The organism is Paenibacillus solani (assembly GCF_001277345.1).
Taxonomy (GTDB): Bacteria; Bacillota; Bacilli; order Paenibacillales; family Paenibacillaceae; genus Paenibacillus_AQ; species Paenibacillus_AQ solani.
In genome coordinates, this window is the sequence record NZ_LIUT01000005.1 from 70579 (window position 1) to 88250 (window position 17672).

At 49.0% G+C, this 17672-nt stretch carries 21 protein-coding genes and 1 riboswitch; of the genes, 19 read left to right on the forward strand and 2 right to left on the reverse strand.

Annotated elements, in window-relative coordinates; translation table 11 throughout:
• The first annotated feature begins 89 nt into the window (after nt 1-89).
• From AM231_RS20665 to rnhA, 14 genes are all read left to right on the forward strand, one after another.
• On the forward strand, nt 90-833 hold the full coding sequence (locus AM231_RS20665) for an SDR family NAD(P)-dependent oxidoreductase (RefSeq protein ID WP_054404318.1): 744 nt from the start codon (nt 90-92) through the stop codon (nt 831-833).
• A gap of 392 nt (nt 834-1225) precedes the next feature.
• A riboswitch (cyclic di-AMP (ydaO/yuaA leader) is annotated at nt 1226-1373 on the forward strand.
• 355 nt (nt 1374-1728) lie between these two features.
• Nucleotides 1729-2583, forward strand: a complete 855-nt coding sequence (ehuB, locus tag AM231_RS20670; RefSeq protein ID WP_423212935.1) for an ectoine/hydroxyectoine ABC transporter substrate-binding protein EhuB — start codon at nt 1729-1731, stop codon at nt 2581-2583.
• Between the two features lies 1 nt (nt 2584).
• On the forward strand, nt 2585-3238 hold the full coding sequence (gene ehuC / locus AM231_RS20675; protein ID WP_054404319.1) for an ectoine/hydroxyectoine ABC transporter permease subunit EhuC: 654 nt from the start codon (nt 2585-2587) through the stop codon (nt 3236-3238).
• A 2-nt stretch (nt 3239-3240) separates the two neighbouring features.
• Nucleotides 3241-3903, forward strand: a complete 663-nt coding sequence (gene ehuD, locus AM231_RS20680) for an ectoine/hydroxyectoine ABC transporter permease subunit EhuD (RefSeq protein ID WP_054404320.1) — start codon at nt 3241-3243, stop codon at nt 3901-3903.
• A gap of 14 nt (nt 3904-3917) precedes the next feature.
• Nucleotides 3918-4772 carry an ectoine/hydroxyectoine ABC transporter ATP-binding protein EhuA gene (gene ehuA / locus AM231_RS20685; RefSeq protein ID WP_082341763.1) on the forward strand — a complete coding sequence of 285 codons (855 nt, stop codon included), beginning with the start codon at nt 3918-3920 and terminating at the stop codon, nt 4770-4772.
• Nucleotides 4773-4798: 26 nt separating this feature from the next.
• Nucleotides 4799-5311, forward strand: coding sequence for a diaminobutyrate acetyltransferase (gene ectA / locus AM231_RS20690; RefSeq protein ID WP_054404321.1), 513 nt, complete (start codon nt 4799-4801; stop codon nt 5309-5311).
• A 16-nt stretch (nt 5312-5327) separates the two neighbouring features.
• The gene (gene ectB, locus AM231_RS20695) at nt 5328-6620 is read left to right on the forward strand and encodes a diaminobutyrate--2-oxoglutarate transaminase (RefSeq protein WP_054404322.1); all 1293 of its coding nucleotides are present in this window, start codon (nt 5328-5330) and stop codon (nt 6618-6620) included.
• Complete coding sequence (locus tag AM231_RS20700) at nt 6617-7009, forward strand: ectoine synthase (protein ID WP_053491379.1); 393 nt, start codon at nt 6617-6619, stop codon at nt 7007-7009. Before ectB ends, AM231_RS20700 begins: the two co-directional genes overlap by 4 nt.
• A 14-nt stretch (nt 7010-7023) precedes the next feature.
• Nucleotides 7024-7932: an ectoine hydroxylase gene (gene thpD, locus AM231_RS20705; RefSeq protein WP_054404323.1), complete on the forward strand. Its 909-nt coding sequence runs from the start codon at nt 7024-7026 to the stop codon at nt 7930-7932.
• On the forward strand, nt 7929-8459 hold the full coding sequence (locus AM231_RS20710) for a DUF2179 domain-containing protein (protein WP_053491381.1): 531 nt from the start codon (nt 7929-7931) through the stop codon (nt 8457-8459). Before thpD ends, AM231_RS20710 begins: the two co-directional genes overlap by 4 nt.
• Nucleotides 8460-8645: 186 nt before the next feature.
• Nucleotides 8646-8867 carry a hypothetical protein gene (locus AM231_RS30065; RefSeq protein WP_242615251.1) on the forward strand — a complete coding sequence of 74 codons (222 nt, stop codon included), beginning with the start codon at nt 8646-8648 and terminating at the stop codon, nt 8865-8867.
• On the forward strand, nt 8864-9202 hold the full coding sequence (locus AM231_RS30070) for a hypothetical protein (RefSeq protein ID WP_242615252.1): 339 nt from the start codon (nt 8864-8866) through the stop codon (nt 9200-9202). Before AM231_RS30065 ends, AM231_RS30070 begins: the two co-directional genes overlap by 4 nt.
• Nucleotides 9203-9404: 202 nt before the next feature.
• Entirely contained in the window at nt 9405-9629 is a 225-nt protein-coding gene (locus AM231_RS20720) for a hypothetical protein (protein ID WP_054404324.1), read from the forward strand.
• 28 nt (nt 9630-9657) lie between these two features.
• Nucleotides 9658-10320, forward strand: a complete 663-nt coding sequence (gene rnhA, locus AM231_RS20725) for a ribonuclease H (protein WP_054404325.1) — start codon at nt 9658-9660, stop codon at nt 10318-10320.
• Nucleotides 10321-10390: 70 nt separating this feature from the next.
• Here the strand turns inward: rnhA and AM231_RS20730 are convergent, their stop codons facing one another.
• Both AM231_RS20730 and AM231_RS20735 read right to left on the reverse strand, forming a co-directional pair.
• Nucleotides 10391-11056, reverse strand: coding sequence for a DJ-1/PfpI family protein (locus AM231_RS20730; RefSeq protein WP_054404326.1), 666 nt, complete (start codon nt 11054-11056; stop codon nt 10391-10393).
• A gap of 64 nt (nt 11057-11120) precedes the next feature.
• Nucleotides 11121-11699 carry a TetR/AcrR family transcriptional regulator gene (locus AM231_RS20735; RefSeq protein ID WP_242615253.1) on the reverse strand — a complete coding sequence of 193 codons (579 nt, stop codon included), beginning with the start codon at nt 11697-11699 and terminating at the stop codon, nt 11121-11123.
• 558 nt (nt 11700-12257) lie between these two features.
• Here AM231_RS20735 and AM231_RS20740 point away from each other — a divergent pair.
• The 5 genes from AM231_RS20740 (at nt 12258) to deoB (ending at nt 17657) form a co-directional block, all read left to right on the forward strand.
• Nucleotides 12258-12977: a ThuA domain-containing protein gene (locus tag AM231_RS20740; RefSeq protein ID WP_054404328.1), complete on the forward strand. Its 720-nt coding sequence runs from the start codon at nt 12258-12260 to the stop codon at nt 12975-12977.
• Nucleotides 12978-13124: 147 nt separating this feature from the next.
• Nucleotides 13125-14060, forward strand: a complete 936-nt coding sequence (locus AM231_RS20745; protein WP_054404329.1) for a sugar-binding transcriptional regulator — start codon at nt 13125-13127, stop codon at nt 14058-14060.
• A gap of 397 nt (nt 14061-14457) precedes the next feature.
• Nucleotides 14458-15123 (forward strand): deoxyribose-phosphate aldolase, encoded by a 666-nt coding sequence (gene deoC, locus AM231_RS20750; RefSeq protein WP_054404330.1) that lies wholly within the window; start codon nt 14458-14460, stop codon nt 15121-15123.
• Between the two features lie 101 nt (nt 15124-15224).
• On the forward strand, nt 15225-16403 hold the full coding sequence (locus AM231_RS20755) for a NupC/NupG family nucleoside CNT transporter (protein ID WP_054404331.1): 1179 nt from the start codon (nt 15225-15227) through the stop codon (nt 16401-16403).
• 75 nt (nt 16404-16478) lie between these two features.
• The gene (gene deoB / locus AM231_RS20760; RefSeq protein ID WP_054404332.1) at nt 16479-17657 is read left to right on the forward strand and encodes a phosphopentomutase; all 1179 of its coding nucleotides are present in this window, start codon (nt 16479-16481) and stop codon (nt 17655-17657) included.
• Nucleotides 17658-17672: the final 15 nt, after the last annotated feature.

Here is a 17672-nt window from a genome sequence, read left to right on the forward strand (position 1 = left end):
GAGTCTGGAATACTATGCCTGGAATCTGCAAACTCTACATACATGTGGAACTGATATGGTGAATTCACAATAGAGGAGTGGTTAAACAAATGAGGTTTGAATCCAAAGTTGTCATTGTGACGGGAGGCGCCAGCGGGATCGGCGAAGCAGCGGTAAGGCTTTTTGCAGAAGAGGGAGCCAAGGTTGTTATTGCCGATTATTCAGACCGTGGACAGGCCGTTTCCGATGAATTAAAGAGCGCAGGCTTTGAAACGCTGTTCGTTAAGACGGATGTCACCCAAGAGCAGGAAGTTGTGAATATGGTGAAGCAGACGGTTGAGCATTTTGGCCGCATTGATGTGTTATTCGCCAACGCAGGCATTGCACATGATGCCCCCGCCGATCAGTTGACAATGGATAACTGGCAAAGAACGATTGATATTAATCTAACAGGGGTGTTCCTGTGCGATAAATATGTAATCCAGCAAATGCTTTCCCAAGGAACTGGAGGGGCAATTGTAAACTGCGGCTCGATCCATAGCCATGTCGGAAAAGCCGGAGTTACCGCCTATGCATCCGCCAAGGGAGGCGTTAAGCTGTTAACCCAGTCGATCGGCGCAGATTATGCTTCCAAGGGGATACGGGTCAATGCGGTTTGTCCGGGATATATTGATACTCCGCTTATCCAGGGAAGAACGGAAGCAATCACAGAGCATCTGGTAGGTCTTCATCCGATGGGCCGCTTGGGTCAGCCGGAAGAAGTGGCCAAAGCCGTATTATTCCTCGCCAGTGAAGACGCATCCTTCATTACAGGTACGACCTTGCTCGTAGACGGCGGATATACAGCTGTATAAATGAAGGAAAGCCCTGATCCCAAGGATCGGGGCTTTGTTTGTTGAAGTTGGTAACGAGAGAGTGATGCCGGACCATTTTATATGAAATGGACAAGCAAATTGCTGATTATTGGAAATTTTTTTAGCCGGATACATTTAATCGGGTAGTCTGCTGCCCGGTTTCGTTTCATGGCGTGAATAATATATGGCATGAACCACTATCGGAAGCTTTGCGAAATGCCTGCTATATAGCGAAAAATGAGGATGGAAGGGCCTCTCCGAAAAGCACGGAAACATCTGATAATTAGATAACCATTTGGCTAGTAACATTCCATTCAAAAACGCCAATTTCACCACTTATTTTCCAGAAAAAGTGGGTTTAAGGGTTTGACATTTCCTGAACTTACCTTTATCATGGACACACGCTTAGTTTCCGGCATACCTTTACCGGAAAGCGGGGGAACCAGTTTTATTAGGGGCGAGTCACTTGAATCAAGAGTGTAGGGTACCATCTTAACCCGAGTCCGTCAGCTAACCTCGTCAGCAGTGGATGGGTCTTTTATACATAGTGGATGTTCATAACAAAGGCCCTTTATTCTCTATAGGGGCCTTTTCTCTATTTTTTGACCCCCTGCTGGCGGAGCTATGTCTAGATCCCCTGTTTGGTGGTCTTTTTGTATTCTGATCAGGAGGTGGGGGTATATCCTATATGTTTCACCAAACCAATTGAATCAGTCAGACGCATAGGGTTTAATACGGCGTTGGGGAATGGATACGTTATCCGTCCGATAGCTTGGCCCGTGCCATGATGTCTGATGTCTATAAATCCAAGTTAACCTATGTGTTAACGTGGATAATTTCAACATGCCATCTTTACGTATGGCACAAATTTATGATGGAGAGGTTGTGTGTTTTTTTGAAGAAAGTGGTTGTCCTGATGTTGTCCTTGATCATGGTGGTATCACTTGCGGCCTGCGGTGACAAAGAGAGTACGCTGGATCGGGCCGTTAAGCAGGGGTATATTACCGTCGGGTTTGCCAATGAGAAGCCTTATGCCTACAAAGAAGCGAATGGGGAGCTTACAGGCGAGGCGGTCGAGATTGCCCGCGTTGTTCTGGAACGTCTGGGCATCAAGGAGATGAGGGGTGAGCTGACCGAGTTCGGTTCCCTGGTTGCGGGACTGCAGGCGGATCGGTTTGATCTCATCACAGCCGGCATGTTCATCAACCCGGAACGCTGCTCCGCCGTTTTGTTTGCCGATCCGGAGTACAGCATTGGGGAAGCTATAGCGGTGAAGCAAGGGAATCCACTGGGTCTTGGAAGCTATGCGGATATTGCCGAGAACGACCAGGCCAAGATAGCCGTTATGACTGGCGCGGTTGAGATCGGCTATATGGAGAAGTCCGGCATTCCTTCGGATCAAATCATCCAGGTTCCTGACCAGGCTTCAGCTATCAGCGCCCTTCAGGCAGATCGGGTACATGCAATTACCATGACAGGGCCTTCCTTGCAGGCGATGCTGGACTCGGCCCATGATGAGAAAATTGAGCGTGTAGCTGATTTTGAACAACCTGTGATCGATGGCGAGAGTGTTCGTGGGTATGGAGCTACGGCATTCCGTAAAGCGGATGCTGAGTTCCAGGAGGCCTATAATAAAGAGCTGCAAAAATTGAAGGATTCGGGCGAGCTGCTGGAAATTCTGCAGACATTCGGATTCACCGAAGCAGAGCTTCCAGGTGATATGACGGCTGCCGCGCTTTGCGGAGAATAGCATGCCGGATTCTTGGATTGATTTTCTCCCAACGCTGCTAAAAGGAGCAGAGATCACCATTGTGGTAGCTTTCTTCTCAGCCATCCTGGCCCTTGTTGTTTCATTTGTCGCTGGACTAGGCAGGTTGTCGAAACTGTGGATCATCCGCACATTGACCGCCGTGTACGTGGAAATCTTTCGGGGAACCTCCCTGCTGGTGCAATTATTCTGGTTGTATTTTGCCCTGCCTTTTATCGGCATCGAACTGCCGAAAATGCTGGCTGCCATTCTCGCCATCGGGTTGAACTTCGGTGCTTATGGATCGGAGATTGTGCGCAGCGCAGTGCTGGCGGTGCCAAAAGGCCAGTGGGAAGCGACTGTGGCGCTTAATATGAAGCCTTGGCAGAGGTTATGGAACGTTATATTGCCTCAAGCCTCGCTGCGAATGCTGCCTCCCTTCGGGAATCAGCTTGTAGAACTCATCAAATCCACTTCCCTGGTTTATTTCATCACGATGGCGGATTTGACATACCAAGCGATGGTGCTAAGAAACAATTACATCTCCTGGACAACGGAGATTCTGGTGCTGCTGCTCCTCATGTATTTTGTCATTGCTACGCTCGTCTCGCTGGCCGTACGTCTGCTGGAGCGTAAATTGACGGCGGGGAGGCTATAGCTATGTGGGATTGGAAATATGCGTGGGATATTCTGCCGCAACTATTAAGCGCATTAAAAATGACGGTATGGGTGACGCTCTGCGCTTTTGTAGTTGCCCTGATCATCGGATTACTGCTGGCTTTTGCTGCAAGGAGCCAGTTTAAACCCTTGTCTCTCATTACCAAAGGAGTCATTGAATTTATTCGCAACACACCGCTGTTGGTCCAGGTCTTCTTCCTGTATTACAGTCTCCCGGTTCTGACGGGAATTTCCATTCCGGCCTTCTATGCCGGGGTGATCGGTCTTGGGCTGCATTACAGCACCTATTTGTCTGAGGTGTACCGTTCCGGGATCGAGGGGGTACCGAAGGGGCAGTGGGAAGCTGCCACCGCACTGAATTACACGAAAGCCCAGACCTGGCGGAGTATTATTTTGCCGCAAGCCGTGCCGCCCATCATACCGGTACTCGGAAATTATTTGATTGTCATGTTCAAGGAAACGCCGATTCTATGTGCCATTACGCTGGTGGAGATGATGTTGACGGCGAAAAATATCGTATCGCAGTCGTTTCGTGCATTTGAGCCGTATACGCTGGTCGGAATTCTATTCTTCATCATCAGCTATATTGCATCATTGCTGGTGCAGAGGCTGGAAAAACGGATGAATCTGCAGCGTGGAAAATAAAGGAGGGAGTTTTGTTGAAAGCCATTGGGATCGATGAACAGGCTGAACTGTCAAAAGTACCGGGGCAGGAAGGCAATCGCATAGACACCGGTACCAAACCGATTGTGAAGTATACGGGCGTAACGAAGTCATTTGGCGACCTGCAGGTGCTGAAGGGCATCGATTTGGAAATGCAGCCTGGAGAGAAGGTGGCTGTGATCGGTCCGAGCGGATCTGGCAAAACGACGTTGGGACGAATGCTGATGACTCTGGAGGAGCCCACTGAAGGTACCATCGAGTTGGATGGCGAGCTCCTCTGGCATACCCATGAGAAAGGCGAGCTGGTCCGGGCGGGCGAGAAGCACTTGCATCGGATGCGCAGCAATGTCGGGATGATCTTCCAGCATTTCAATCTGTTCCCGCACATGAATGTGCTTCGCAATGTGACAGAGGCCCCGCGCAAGGTACTGGGATTATCCAAGGAGGAGGCCGAGGAGCGAGCTGTTTCGATGCTGGGCAAGGTTGGTTTGGCCGACAAGCTCAAGATGTATCCGTCCAATCTGTCCGGAGGACAGAAACAGCGTGTTGCCATCGCCAGAGCTTTGGTCATGCGTCCGAAAGTGATGGTGTTTGACGAGGTCACGTCTGCTTTGGACCCGGAGCTGGTTGGCGAGGTGCTAGAGGTGATCCGAGAGATTGCGGAGGAAGGCGAGATGGCCATGATGCTGATTACGCACGAGATGGATTTTGCCAAGGAAATCGCTGATCGGGTCATATTCGGAGCTGAAGGAAGGATCGTGGAGCAGGGGACGCCAGAAGAAATATTCGATAATCCAAAGAGCGATCGGCTGCAGAGCTTTCTGCAACGATTCCGCTCGAATGGAATTTAGCTATGTAAAGAGGTGTTGGTAAGGATATGGCTGTGAATACGAAAACCCAAGTAGTCTATCGAAAGCCTGAAGCAAAAGATGGTGCCCGGGTGTGGGAGCTGATAGGCGATACGGGAACATTGGACCTGAACTCCGCGTACTGCTATATCCTCCTTGGGGATTATTTCAACGATACTTGCATGATCGCGGAGCAGGATGACAAAATTGTCGGCTTTATCTCTGCTTTCCGTTCTCCGCGTAATCCCGAGACGCTGTTCGTTTGGCAGGTGGCTGTTGCCAGCTCGCACCGCAGGCAAGGAATCGCAAAGGCCATGCTGACAGGGCTGATGAACGACAAGGCATGCCATGGCGTCCGTTTCATCGAAACGACGGTTTCGCCAAGCAATAAGGCATCCAGGCGATTGTTTCTCGGTTTTGCCGAAGAGAAATCCATACCCAGCACGGTAACTGTAGGGTATGGAGCCGAGATGTTTCCGGGTGGTACCTCTCATGAAGAGGAGCCGTTATTCGTAATTGGCCCTTTTTTCAATGACATATAAACAAATGGAGGGAACTATGAACAACCAAGTGATGGAGAAACCGACGCTTACTGTTTTCAACAACCTGGAGTCCGAGGTGAGAAGTTATTGCCGAAGCTTTCAGACGGTCTTTGAAAAGGCCCGGAATGCGAAGCTTTGGGATACGCAGGGCAATGAATATATTGATTTTTTTGCCGGAGCCGGAGCATTAAACTACGGACATAACAATGAGAAGATACGCGATAAGTTGGTTAATTACCTTATGAAGGATGGCGTTACGCATAGTCTGGATATGGCGACAGAAGCAAAGGAGACGTTCCTGACTCGTTTTCAGGAGATTATCCTGAAGCCGCGCGGCTGGGATCATAAAGTGATGTTCCCCGGACCAACGGGGACGAATGCCGTTGAAGCTGCACTGAAAATTGCCCGGAAAGTGACCGGACGCAGCACCGTCCTGTGCTTCACGAATGCTTTTCACGGGATGTCGCTGGGATCGCTTGCGGTTACGGGGAACTCCTTCAAACGGCAGGGAGCCGGCGTCGATTTGAGTAACTCGGTCTTTATGCCATATGACGGTTACTTTGGCGAGGACGTGGATACGATGGCATATATGGAGAAGCTGCTGGATGATCCGGGAAGCGGCATTCCGCTTCCGGCGGCGGTCATCGTTGAAGCAGTGCAGGGCGAAGGTGGGCTAAACTCCGCCAGCAGGCAATGGCTGCAGAGACTAGCGCGCATCTGCCAGGATAAGGGAATCCTGCTTATTCTGGATGATATCCAGATGGGCTGCGGCAGAACAGGACCGTTCTTCAGCTTTGATGATGCTGGCATCGAACCGGATATCATATGCCTCTCCAAATCGATAGGCGGCTATGGCTTACCAATGGCGATCACGCTGATCAAGCCGGAGATGGATATATGGGAGCCGGGCGAGCATAATGGCACCTTCCGAGGCAACAATCTCGGATTCGTGGCCGCAGCCGAAGCGCTGGAATATTGGAGAACGGAAGATTTCCAGCTCGATATCGGCATTCGCGAGACTCAGATTCGCCAATCATTGGAGGGGGTTGCCAAGGAATATCCTGAGATTAGCGGCACCATCCGGGGCAGAGGCATGATTCAGGGAATTGCTTTTGATAAAGCGGAGCTGGCAGGGAGACTTTCCGAGATTGCGTTTGAACAGGGACTGATACTGGAAACATCAGGCCCGCATAGTGAGGTGGCGAAGCTAATGCCGCCGCTGACCATCGAAATGAACACATTGACACAGGGATTGGGGATATTGAAGAACAGTATGAAACAACTAGAAGCAGAGGAGAGTTCATTATGATCGTTAAACATTTGGAAGACATTGTGGATACGAAGGATGATATTGATACAACCACATGGAATTCAAGAAGGCTTCTGCTTACCAAAGACGGTATGGGCTTCTCTCTCAATGACACCCTTATCAAGGCCGGAACGGAGACGCTGATTTGGTATAAAAATCATGTGGAAGCCGTGTACTGCATCGAAGGCGAGGGAGAAATCGAGGTTGTCGGTGGTGAAACCTATCCTATCTCCCCGGGCATGATGTACGCCCTGGATGGACATGAGAAGCACTATTTGAGAGCCCGTTCGCAGATGCGGATGATCTGCGTATTCAATCCGCCGCTTACCGGTGCGGAAGTTCACGACGAGGAAGGAACCTACCCGCTGCTTGCCCCAATTTCAGACTAAGGAGATGATATTCGATGAGTAATAATCATGTGTCGGCCCTTCAGGAGAAAGAGATGGACGTGTATCCTTCAAGAGTGCATGGAAAGCCTCAAATCCTACAACGGCAGGATCCGGTCGTACATTCAGAATGGACACCGGATGCTCCACTAACGCAGGAGCAGTCCGGATTCTATGAGCGCAACGGATATTTATCCTTGGAAGGCTTCTTTGATGGAGAGGAGCTGGCGAAATATCAGGCTGAAGCTCGCAGCTTGCAGGTGACGGCTAGAGCGTCGAAGCAGGATGAAGTGATCCGGGAGCCTGGCGGGGATGAAGTGCGCTCAGTGTTCGCGGTTCACGAGAGCCATGACGTGTTTAAGAAGCTATCACAGCATCCGAGACTCCTGGCGATTATGGAGTATCTTTTGGGAAGCGAGACGTACATCCATCAATCGCGGATTAATTACAAGCCGGGCTTTACTGGCAAGGAGTTCTATTGGCACTCAGACTTTGAGACATGGCATATCGAGGATGGAATGCCCCGCATGAGAGCGTTAAGCTGCTCGATTGCATTGGAGGATAACTATTCATTTAACGGGCCATTAATGGTTGTGCCTGGATCTCACAAGGAGTTCGTCGCTTGTATCGGCAAGACACCAGATAACCACTTTAAGGATTCTCTGCGCAAGCAGGAGTACGGTGTGCCGGATCATGACAACCTGACGCGCATGGTCAAAGAGAGCGGTATTGATACTCCTGTTGGCAAAGCAGGCTCGATCGTATTATTCGACTGCAACATTATGCACGGTTCAAACAGCAACATTACGCCGATGCCTCGCAGCAATATTTTTATGGTCTATAACAGCGTGGATAATAAGCTTGTGTCTCCGTATTCGGGGCAGAGGCCAAGACCACAGTATATCGCAACACGTGATTCTCGATGATTTCGCTGTCGCTTATCGGCTCGATCATCGGCATCAATGTGGTCTATGTTTCTATATTCTCGCTGCGATTAATTCTGATGATCAAAGGCAGAAGGGGGATAGCCTCCCTTCTGGCCATGCTGGAGGTATTCGTTTACTTGCTCGGTCTTAATCTCGTCCTGCAAAACCTGGACAATCCCTTTAATATGGCGGCCTACTGCCTTGGTTTTGGCCTTGGTGTGTATGCTGGCAGCCGGATAGAGGAGTATTTGGCTCTCGGCTACATTGTGGTTCAGGTTATCGTCAATTCTGTTGAGACGAATCTGGCGATGAATCTGCGGGAGAAGGGATACGGGGTTACTGCTTGGGAAGCGGATGGCAAGGATGGCAAGCGGCTCGTCCTTCAAGTTCTCGTGAAACGAAAGAATGAGCGCCGACTGATGGAGACATTGGCCAAAATGTCGCCACAGGCGTTCATCATCTCCCATGAACCTAAGAGCTTCAAAGGCGGCTTCTGGGTACGACTGACGGAAGGACGCAAATTATAAAATGATATTCATCAAGATGCCTGCCCTGGAACCTGGTTCCTGAGGCAGGCTTTTTGAAATCCGGCTATGTTCAGTCGAGGCCGGGATATTGAATTCTCTAGCCCTGACAAACTCCGCTATGCTTCAAGGATTTTGTATCCTATCATTGGGTTAATAGTTTGCAGGAAGAAGGAGGGTACAGATGAGTTGCAAAATGAAATCTCTACTAATCCTGCTGTTTGCACTAACTGTGACGGGATTGTCCGCCTGCGGCGGTACGGGCTTGCCGGAGAACGAACGGGACAGATCGCGAACCGGGTGGAGAAGCTGGAGACGGCGGAATATAAACTGCTGCATTTTCAAATGGATTATTCGGAATATTTGTCCCAGGTAACGGGATTGTCAGTGAATCGTACATGCAGGCTATGAGCGACCGGATTATTTTTGGATATAACGAGAAGGAATATCGTGCAAGCGACATGATGAAGATGTCTGCCGCAGAATATGAGAAACATAAGGAATATATGCAAGGGTGGGCCAAGTCTTTGGGCGTGGATAAAGAGAAGACAACGATTCGCATTTCGGAGCCCTATGTGAGCAAGGAAGCTGAGAAAGCATTTGTATATGCAGCGGAATCCAGGGACTTGAAGAACAAACCGTTGACCCGTGTGAACCGTAAATGTTCATTGGAGAAGACAGATGGGACATGGACCATTACCGGCGTAGAACACGATCGGCAGCGACGAGACGCAGACAGATGCTAAAGCGAAGCTGGATGCAATGAAATACCAGACACATGAGGGAGTGAAAATAAATTATCGCGATAAGGTTCTAGAGTTTAAAGGGTAGGAATTATGGGCGCGTAACAGGAGGAGTCGGATGGGGCAGATCCAATTTGGTTCCATTCCCGTCCGTTTTGCCATACAATATAAGAGATTTCTATATAGTAGAAGGAGAGTGAGCCTCATGGCCCGTACGAAAACGCAAAAGGCGCTCCGCAAAGCGGAACGTGCCGGAACATGGTCAGCCGTCTCGATGAGAAAGACCAACGAAGATTACAGTGCGCTGTCACAGCATGTGAGAGTGAAGCCGACGAAACAGGAACAATTGAATAAGATTAAGCACAGAAAGCGGATCGGAGACGATGGCGCTTTTTTTGTTGGTTTCGGAGGATGTGATATAGTACGCTAGAGAGGTTAGTTCGGAATGGAGGTTTATTATGGCGAAGCAAAAATATTATGTTGTCTGGGTAGGCAAAGTACCCGGTATTTATACAAGCTGGGGTGAATGCCAACAGCAGGTGAATCAGTTTGCGGGCGCCAAATTCAAGGCGTTCGAATCGCGGAGCGAGGCAGAGCAGGCCTATGCGGCAGGTTATAAAAATTACTGGGGGCAGCAGTCCGGAAGCAAACCCGGCAGCTCAGGCTCCAAGAGCTACAAGCGCATCAGCGCATCAGCCGCTGAAGAACCGGGCGAGATCGATTATGACAGCATCTCCGTAGATGTGGGGACGCGAGGAAACCCTGGACCTGTCGAGTATAAAGGCGTGGATACGCAGACGGGAGATATTCTGTTCTCGTGCGGACCGATTTCGAAGGGAACGAACAATCTCGGCGAGTTTCTGGCCATCGTCCACGCGCTGGCTTACCTGAAGAAAATGGGTAGCACCAAAACGGTGTACAGTGATTCCATGAATGCACTCAAATGGCTGAAGCAGAAGAAGGTGGCCACCACGCTTCCGCGCGACGCGTCAACCCAAGAGATCTGGGATCTGGTGGACCGGGCCGAGCACTGGCTTCGAACCAATACATATGAGAACAAGGTGCTGAAATGGCAAACGAAGAGCTGGGGAGAGATTAAGGCCGATTACGGGCGCAAATAAAATAGAGAACGTAAGGCCAAGGCTAGGGATTGTATACCCTGCGCCTTGGCTTTTTTAATGATATGGGATGCTATGTAGGTCTAGATGAAGCCGTTGTTATGTTCCAATGCGGGTACTCTATTGTATCTGCGGTTCTTTGTGCGCCATCAAAGCCCAGCCACTGGCTGACCAAATAGAGGGACATGTCTATACCGGCAGATACTCCGGCGGAAGTGATGATATTTCCTTCATCCACAAACCGCACATTATGTATGACTTCCACATCGGGATAGCGCTCTTCCAAATGATTGAGTGCAAAAACGTTGGTGGTGGCTTTTCGGCCTGATAATATTCCGGCTTCGGCAAGTATAAGTGCACCTGTGCAAACCGAAGCTATTTTACGACCCGCGGCTGCATGGTTTGCGATCCACTGAAGTAGTTCACGATTCTTTCTGGCCTGGCGAATGGCCTTTAACGGTCCGCCGGGTATGATTATGAGGTCAAAGAGCGGATGATCGTCCTCCAACTTTAGATGAGGCAAGATTGTTAAACCGTTATGAGCCGTAATGGCATCAAGTGTATTAGAAATCGTAGTGACCTGAAAAGGCTTCTCATGAAGAGGCAAATCTTTCATCAGCAATCGCGGGACATCCTGGGGTGCAAAAACACTTAACGAGAAAATTTCAAATGGTCCGGCGAAATCCAAGATATCCATGTGATCAAACAGAACAATACCGATTTGGACAGGTGTTCTCATAGATAACAGCTCCGTTCAAATAATTTTGGGACCGATCGGTCTTTTTTAGGGCAAAAAGAAAGACTTACTTCATGCATTTATGAATATAAGCCTTCAATTGTTCGAGATACTGTTCGGTGTATTGATGGTTTTTAGAGAGCTGCAGCATCATAATATTACCTTCAAACACGGAAGTCAGAAACACGCATACCTGTTCGATGGGCAGATCTGGACGAAATTCACCTGTGTGAATTCCCTCCGTTATAATTTGATTCAAAAAATGGAGCCATTCCTCCATCGCATCACGCGCTTTCTGCTTCAGCAGAGGATGGGTGTCATCCGAATCGACCGCTGTGTTGAGCAGCGGGCATCCTCCTTCGAGCGGTGGGGTTTGGCCCTGGCCGGCATATACAGAAAGAACAGCCAGAAGTTTGCCTTCAGCGGTTTGGGCTTGGAGTGCAGCGGCTCTGTAGGTTTGACGCAGAACATCTACTGAATAGTCGAAAGCTTCCAATGCGAGCTCATCTTTGCTCTTGAAATGACGATAAATTCCGCCTTTCTCAAGACCTGTGGATTGCATGATATCTGTCATGGAGGAGCCGTAAAACCCCTTTTTATTAAAAATTACGGCAGCTTTCTTGATAATATTGTGACGGGTTTCCACTCCCTTTGCCATAGCAACCAACAACCTTTCCCTAAAAAGAAACCAATCGGTCTCTTTATTATGTTGCAGGAAGCTAGTTAAGTCAATCAACACCTTGATATAGGTGTTAGCATATTGGAAGATGTGTAGAAAAATCCAAATTTCTATATGTGGATAATATCTTTTGTATATAGTGCTCACTCCATATCAATTGTGTATAACCTTTAAACAGAATTTCATTATACACAGAGTTATGAACATAATCCCCATCTGAACTCCCCTAAAGTGAAAATAAATCTCCGCTACGAAGGAAGTTATCCCGTGTTTGTGAACAAATGTGGAAAAGTACAAGGATAACTTCCGATTATCCAAGGTGGGACTCTGTGTTATCCTCAGTAACTTTGGCACAGATCGTCCCGTTCATTCAACATGACCAACACTGTGGGTGAATTAATGAGTTATGCAGAAGTTCGTTCTCCTGATTTGATGATCTGGGATTCGCAGCTCCGGCATATATTCTGATAGAGTCCATAATCGTTTTGGACGAGAAACTGATTTTCCATGAAGGAGGCCGCATCCATGACTACAATCCATGTAACGGTATGGAATGAATACCGGCATGAGAGACATGATGAACAGATAGCAAGCGTATACCCAGAAGGCATTCACCGTGCAATTGCCGATTTTCTCGAGCAGGACGCACGGTTTGAAGTGCGCACAGCCGTGCTGGATGAACCCGAGCACGGATTAACGGATGAAGTGCTCGCTGCAACGGATGTTCTAATCTGGTGGGGACATGTGGCTCACAGTGAAGTGCATGATGATATTGTGGACAAAGTGCGCCAGCGCGTATGGGACGGCATGGGGATTATCGTGCTTCATTCGGGCCACGCATCTAAGATTTTTCAACGTCTTCTCGGTACCAATACGGGCTTGTTGAAATGGCGCGATGATGGCGAGAAGGAACGATTATGGGTTATTGATCCCGGTCATCCTATCGTAAGCGGACTTGGAGAGTATATCGAAATTCCGCAGGAAGAAATGTATGGGGAGCGCTTTGAAATCCCGGCACCGGATGAACTGGTATTTGTCTCCTGGTTCGAAGGCGGCGAGGTGTTCCGCAGCGGCTGCTGTTACAAGCGCGGACGAGGCAAGCTATTCTATTTCAGACCTGGCCATGAGGCGTATCCTACCTACTATCAACCTGAAATTCAGCAGGTAATTACTAATGCCGTAGCATGGGCTGCTCCAATCCAAGGCTCGAAGACTTCCTATGGCAGGGCAGCTCCCCTTCAATAGGGAGTGAGTTTAGCTAATTCATGCCCAGCCGAACTTGCCAATGAATCAGTATATGATGGTTGCCATTCGCGCGCTATCGTAATCTCTAAGGGAACGATGTATAATGTATCCAATTCAAATACGACAACAATAAAAGTGGGTTGGATCATGGATATGGATAAACAACGCCTCAGCATTGAGGCGGCAAGATTATATTATATGTCGGATTACAGCCAGCAAGATATCGCATCAAAACTCGGTGTTTCGAGGCCGACGGTCTCCAGGCTTCTTCAGCACGCCAAGGAGCAAGGGTATGTGCAGATCAGCATTGTAGATCCGCTGGAGGACCTGGACGCTTTGGGCGAAAGGGTTAAGAAGGAGTACAAGTTGGAGCAAGTGCTGGTGAACTACTCTCCTACTAATGAATATCGCGAAATTCAGAAGCATATCAGCAAAAGAGCAGCCGATTATTTACATGAAACGGTTCAGGATTCCGATATTATCGGCGTGACCTGGGGAACGACCATGCACGCGGTAGCACTTCAGCTGCAGCAAAAGTCGGTTCGGGGCGTTGAAGTTGTACAGCTTAAAGGGGGCGTCAGCCATTCGCATGTGAACACGTATGCAGCAGAGATCGTCAATCTGTTTGCGGAGGCGTACCATACGATGGCGAGATACTTGCCGCTGCCGGTTATATTTGACACGATGGTGCTGAAGGAGATGGTGGAGAGGGACAGGCATATCCAGCGGATCATCCAATTAGGGAAACAGGCGAATATTGCCATATTCACGGTGGGCACCGTTCATGAAGATGCCCTGCTGTTCCGACTCGGCTATTTGAGCAAGGATGAACAGAAGCTGCTTGCTCAGATTGGCGCAGGCGATATCTGTTCCCGTTTTTTTGATGCGGAGGGCAGAATATGCAGCGAGGAGATTAACAACCGGACCGTGGGAATTGATCTGAATGATCTGCGTCATAAGGAGAAGTCCATTCTCGTAGCAGGGGGACAGCGGAAGACGGATGCAATTCGGGCTGCGCTCATCGGTAAATATGCGAATATTCTAGTGACCGACCAGTTTACAGCACAAGCATTGCTATCATAATCAATGTCGAAACTCTATAAGTATAAATCTTAAGACTTCGTTCAGGGAGGTTGGAGGCTATGGCAGGCCTCAGACCGCCTGAATGAGGTCTTTTTGTGCATGATATTAAAGGGATGTCAATCATCCACAGGCAAACGTATCTTGTTTATGTTTATCCTCATCGGGTATAGAGCATAATAAACGGTGCGAAATGTTAGATAATTCCTGAATGTAGATTTGTCTTTTTAGTCAACAATGATAGATATATCATTGCCATAAATCGGAATGAACATATTTTCAGAATGGATTTTACATGTGTTCATTGCTGTGATATGATGATCCCGTTAACAAGGTTGAGTCACAAATGACAGCGCTTTTACAAGATCGTTTAAAACCAATAGAAGGAGTGTTTAACCAGATGAATATAGCAGGAATGATTGACCACACGCTGTTGAAGGCGGATGCAACTCAAGCGGAAATTAAGAAAATTACGGATGAGGCCAAAAAGTACGAATTTGCTTCGGTATGCGTGAACCCGACTTGGGTATCCTACTGTGCTGAGCAACTCGCAGGCACCAATGTTAAGGTTTGCACCGTGATCGGCTTTCCGCTGGGAGCTACCACGTCGGCGGTAAAAGCCTTTGAAGCGAAGGATGCCATCGCTAACGGGGCGACGGAGGTGGATATGGTCATCAACATTGGAGCTTTGAAAGATCGTAACGATGAGTTAGTGCAAAAAGATATACAGACGGTAGTGGACGCAGCCAAAGGCAAAGCCCTTGTAAAGGTTATCATAGAAACTAGCCTGCTGACGGAGGAAGAAAAGGTACGCGCATCCAAGCTGTCCGTGCAAGCCGGGGCTGATTTTGTGAAAACATCAACCGGGTTCTCTACGGGCGGAGCTACACCGGAAGACGTAGCCTTGATGCGTCAAACGGTAGGTGAGAGCGTTGGCGTGAAAGCTTCCGGCGGCGTACGCAGCAAGGAAGACATGGATCGTATGATAGAAGCTGGTGCTACGCGTATTGGGGCGAGCTCTGGTGTCAAAATTATGGAGGGCGGACAATCCAGCTCATCCTATTAATAATAAATCTGATTAACAATTTGAACATCATCGTGCACGCAAATTCGGTAGCCATGTAGCCATGGAATATCCAAAAATACACCTATGGGGGAACAACGACGATGAAATATATAATTGCCATACTAGGTTTGCTGGTCGTGTTCGGTTTGGCTTTTCTTATCAGTAATGATAAGCGCCATATTCGCTATCGTCCGCTGGCGATCATGGTTGTGCTGCAGCTGATTCTCGGATTTATCTTGCTCAACACAGGCATCGGGGAGTATCTTGTAAAAGGGATTGCGAGCACATTTGAAGCGCTGCTGGATTATGCCGGAGCCGGAATCGAGTTTGTATTTGGGGGCATTGCCAACGAAGGAGCGGGTCCGTTCTTCCTGAACGTTTTGCTGCCGATTGTGTTTATTTCCACTTTGATTGGTATACTTCAATATATTAAGGTGCTGCCGTTTATCGTAAGATATATCGGGCTCATCTTGAGCAAAATCAACGGCATGGGCAAGCTGGAGTCATACAATGCGGTGGCTTCCGCGATTCTGGGACAATCCGAGGTGTTTATCTCGGTCAAAAAGCAGATCGCTTTAATTCCAAAACACCGCATGTATACCCTATGCGCTTCCGCCATGTCCACCGTATCGATGTCGATCGTTGGCGCGTATATGAAGATGATCGAGCCGCGGTACGTGGTGACCGCACTTGTACTGAACCTGTTTGGCGGTTTTATCATTGCTTCCATCGTCAATCCTTACAAGGTAGAGAAGGATGAGGATATTCTGGATGTGCAGGAGGGGGAGAAGCAATCCTTCTTCGAAATGCTCGGCGAATACATCATGGACGGCTTTAAGGTGGCGATTACGGTTGCTGCGATGCTCCTCGGTTTCGTTGCGTTGATCGCGATGATCAACGGCCTGTTTGATATGATTTTCGGGATCACCTTCCAAGAGCTGCTGGGTTATATTTTTGCTCCGCTTGCATTTGTTATGGGGGTGCCCTGGACCGAGGCCGTGGATGCTGGCAGCATCATGGCTACGAAGCTGGTATCGAATGAGTTCGTGGCGATGCTTAGTCTGGCTGATTTCACGAATATGTCTTCGCGCACGATCGGTATCGTGTCGGTATTCCTGGTATCCTTCGCCAACTTCTCCTCCATCGGTATTATTGCCGGAGCCGTCAAAGGCTTGAACGAAAAGCAAGGAAATGTGGTTGCGCGCTTTGGTCTCAAGCTGCTCTACGGCGCAACACTGGTGAGCGTTCTGTCGGCCACGATTACCGGACTGTTCCTGTAGACTGGTCTTGGAACAATCATAGCAAGCGAAACCTTGTGCATTTTAAGAACACATCATATGAGGGGGAACTTGGATATGGAACATTTTAATCGAATTCACTTGATCGTATTGGACTCTGTAGGTATCGGCGAAGCACCGGATGCGGCTGATTTTGACGATATCGGCTCTGACACGCTGGGGCATATCGCCCGCGAATGCGGTGGGCTTAACATGCCGAATATGGCAGCGCTGGGTCTGTCGAATATTCGGGAGATCGAAGGCGTGCCTGTGGCCGATAAACCTCGGGCCTACTATACGAAGATGCAGGAAGCTTCGAACGGCAAAGACACCATGACGGGGCACTGGGAAATTATGGGATTGTATATCGATACGCCATTCCGCGTGTTCCCGGACGGGTTCCCGGACGAGCTGATCCAGCGCATTGAGGAGAAGACCGGACGCAAGGTCATCGGCAACAAGCCGGCGAGCGGAACGGAGATTATCGATGAACTTGGCGAAGAGCACGTAAAAACAGGAGCCTTGATCGTGTATACCTCGGCGGACTCCGTGCTTCAGATCGCTGCTCATGAAGATGTGGTTCCTCTCAAGGAGCTGTATGAGATCTGCGAATTCTGCCGTGAAATCACGCTGGAAGACCCTTATATGCTCGGCCGGATCATCGCGCGTCCGTTCATTGGCGAGGTGGGAAGCTTCAAGCGTACAGCGAATCGGCATGACTATGCCTTGAAGCCATTCGGACGTACCACGATGAACGAGATGAAAGATGCGGGCCTTGACGTCATTGCCCTCGGTAAAATCTCTGATATCTATGATGGCGAAGGCGTTACGAAGGCAGTCAGAACCGTCTCGAATATGGACGGCATGGATAAGATGGTGCAGACCCTGGATGAATCCTTCAAGGGATTAAGCTTCTTGAACCTCGTCGATTTCGATGCGGTATACGGACACCGACGTGATCCGAAAGGGTATGGCCAAGCACTGGAGGATTACGATCAACGTCTGCCGGAAGTGTTCGATAGAATGACAAATGATGATCTGCTGATCATCACGGCTGACCATGGGAATGATCCAACCTACAAAGGCACGGACCATACGCGTGAATACGTGCCGCTGCTTATATACTCTCCGCGTTTTGCTGAGGGCAAGGAGCTGCCGCTTCGCAAGACGTTTGCGGACATTGGCGCTACGGTTGCAGACAACTTCGGCGTGAAGATGCCGGAGCACGGAACAAGCTTTTTGAATGATTTGAAATAAATAATTCGAGAATGT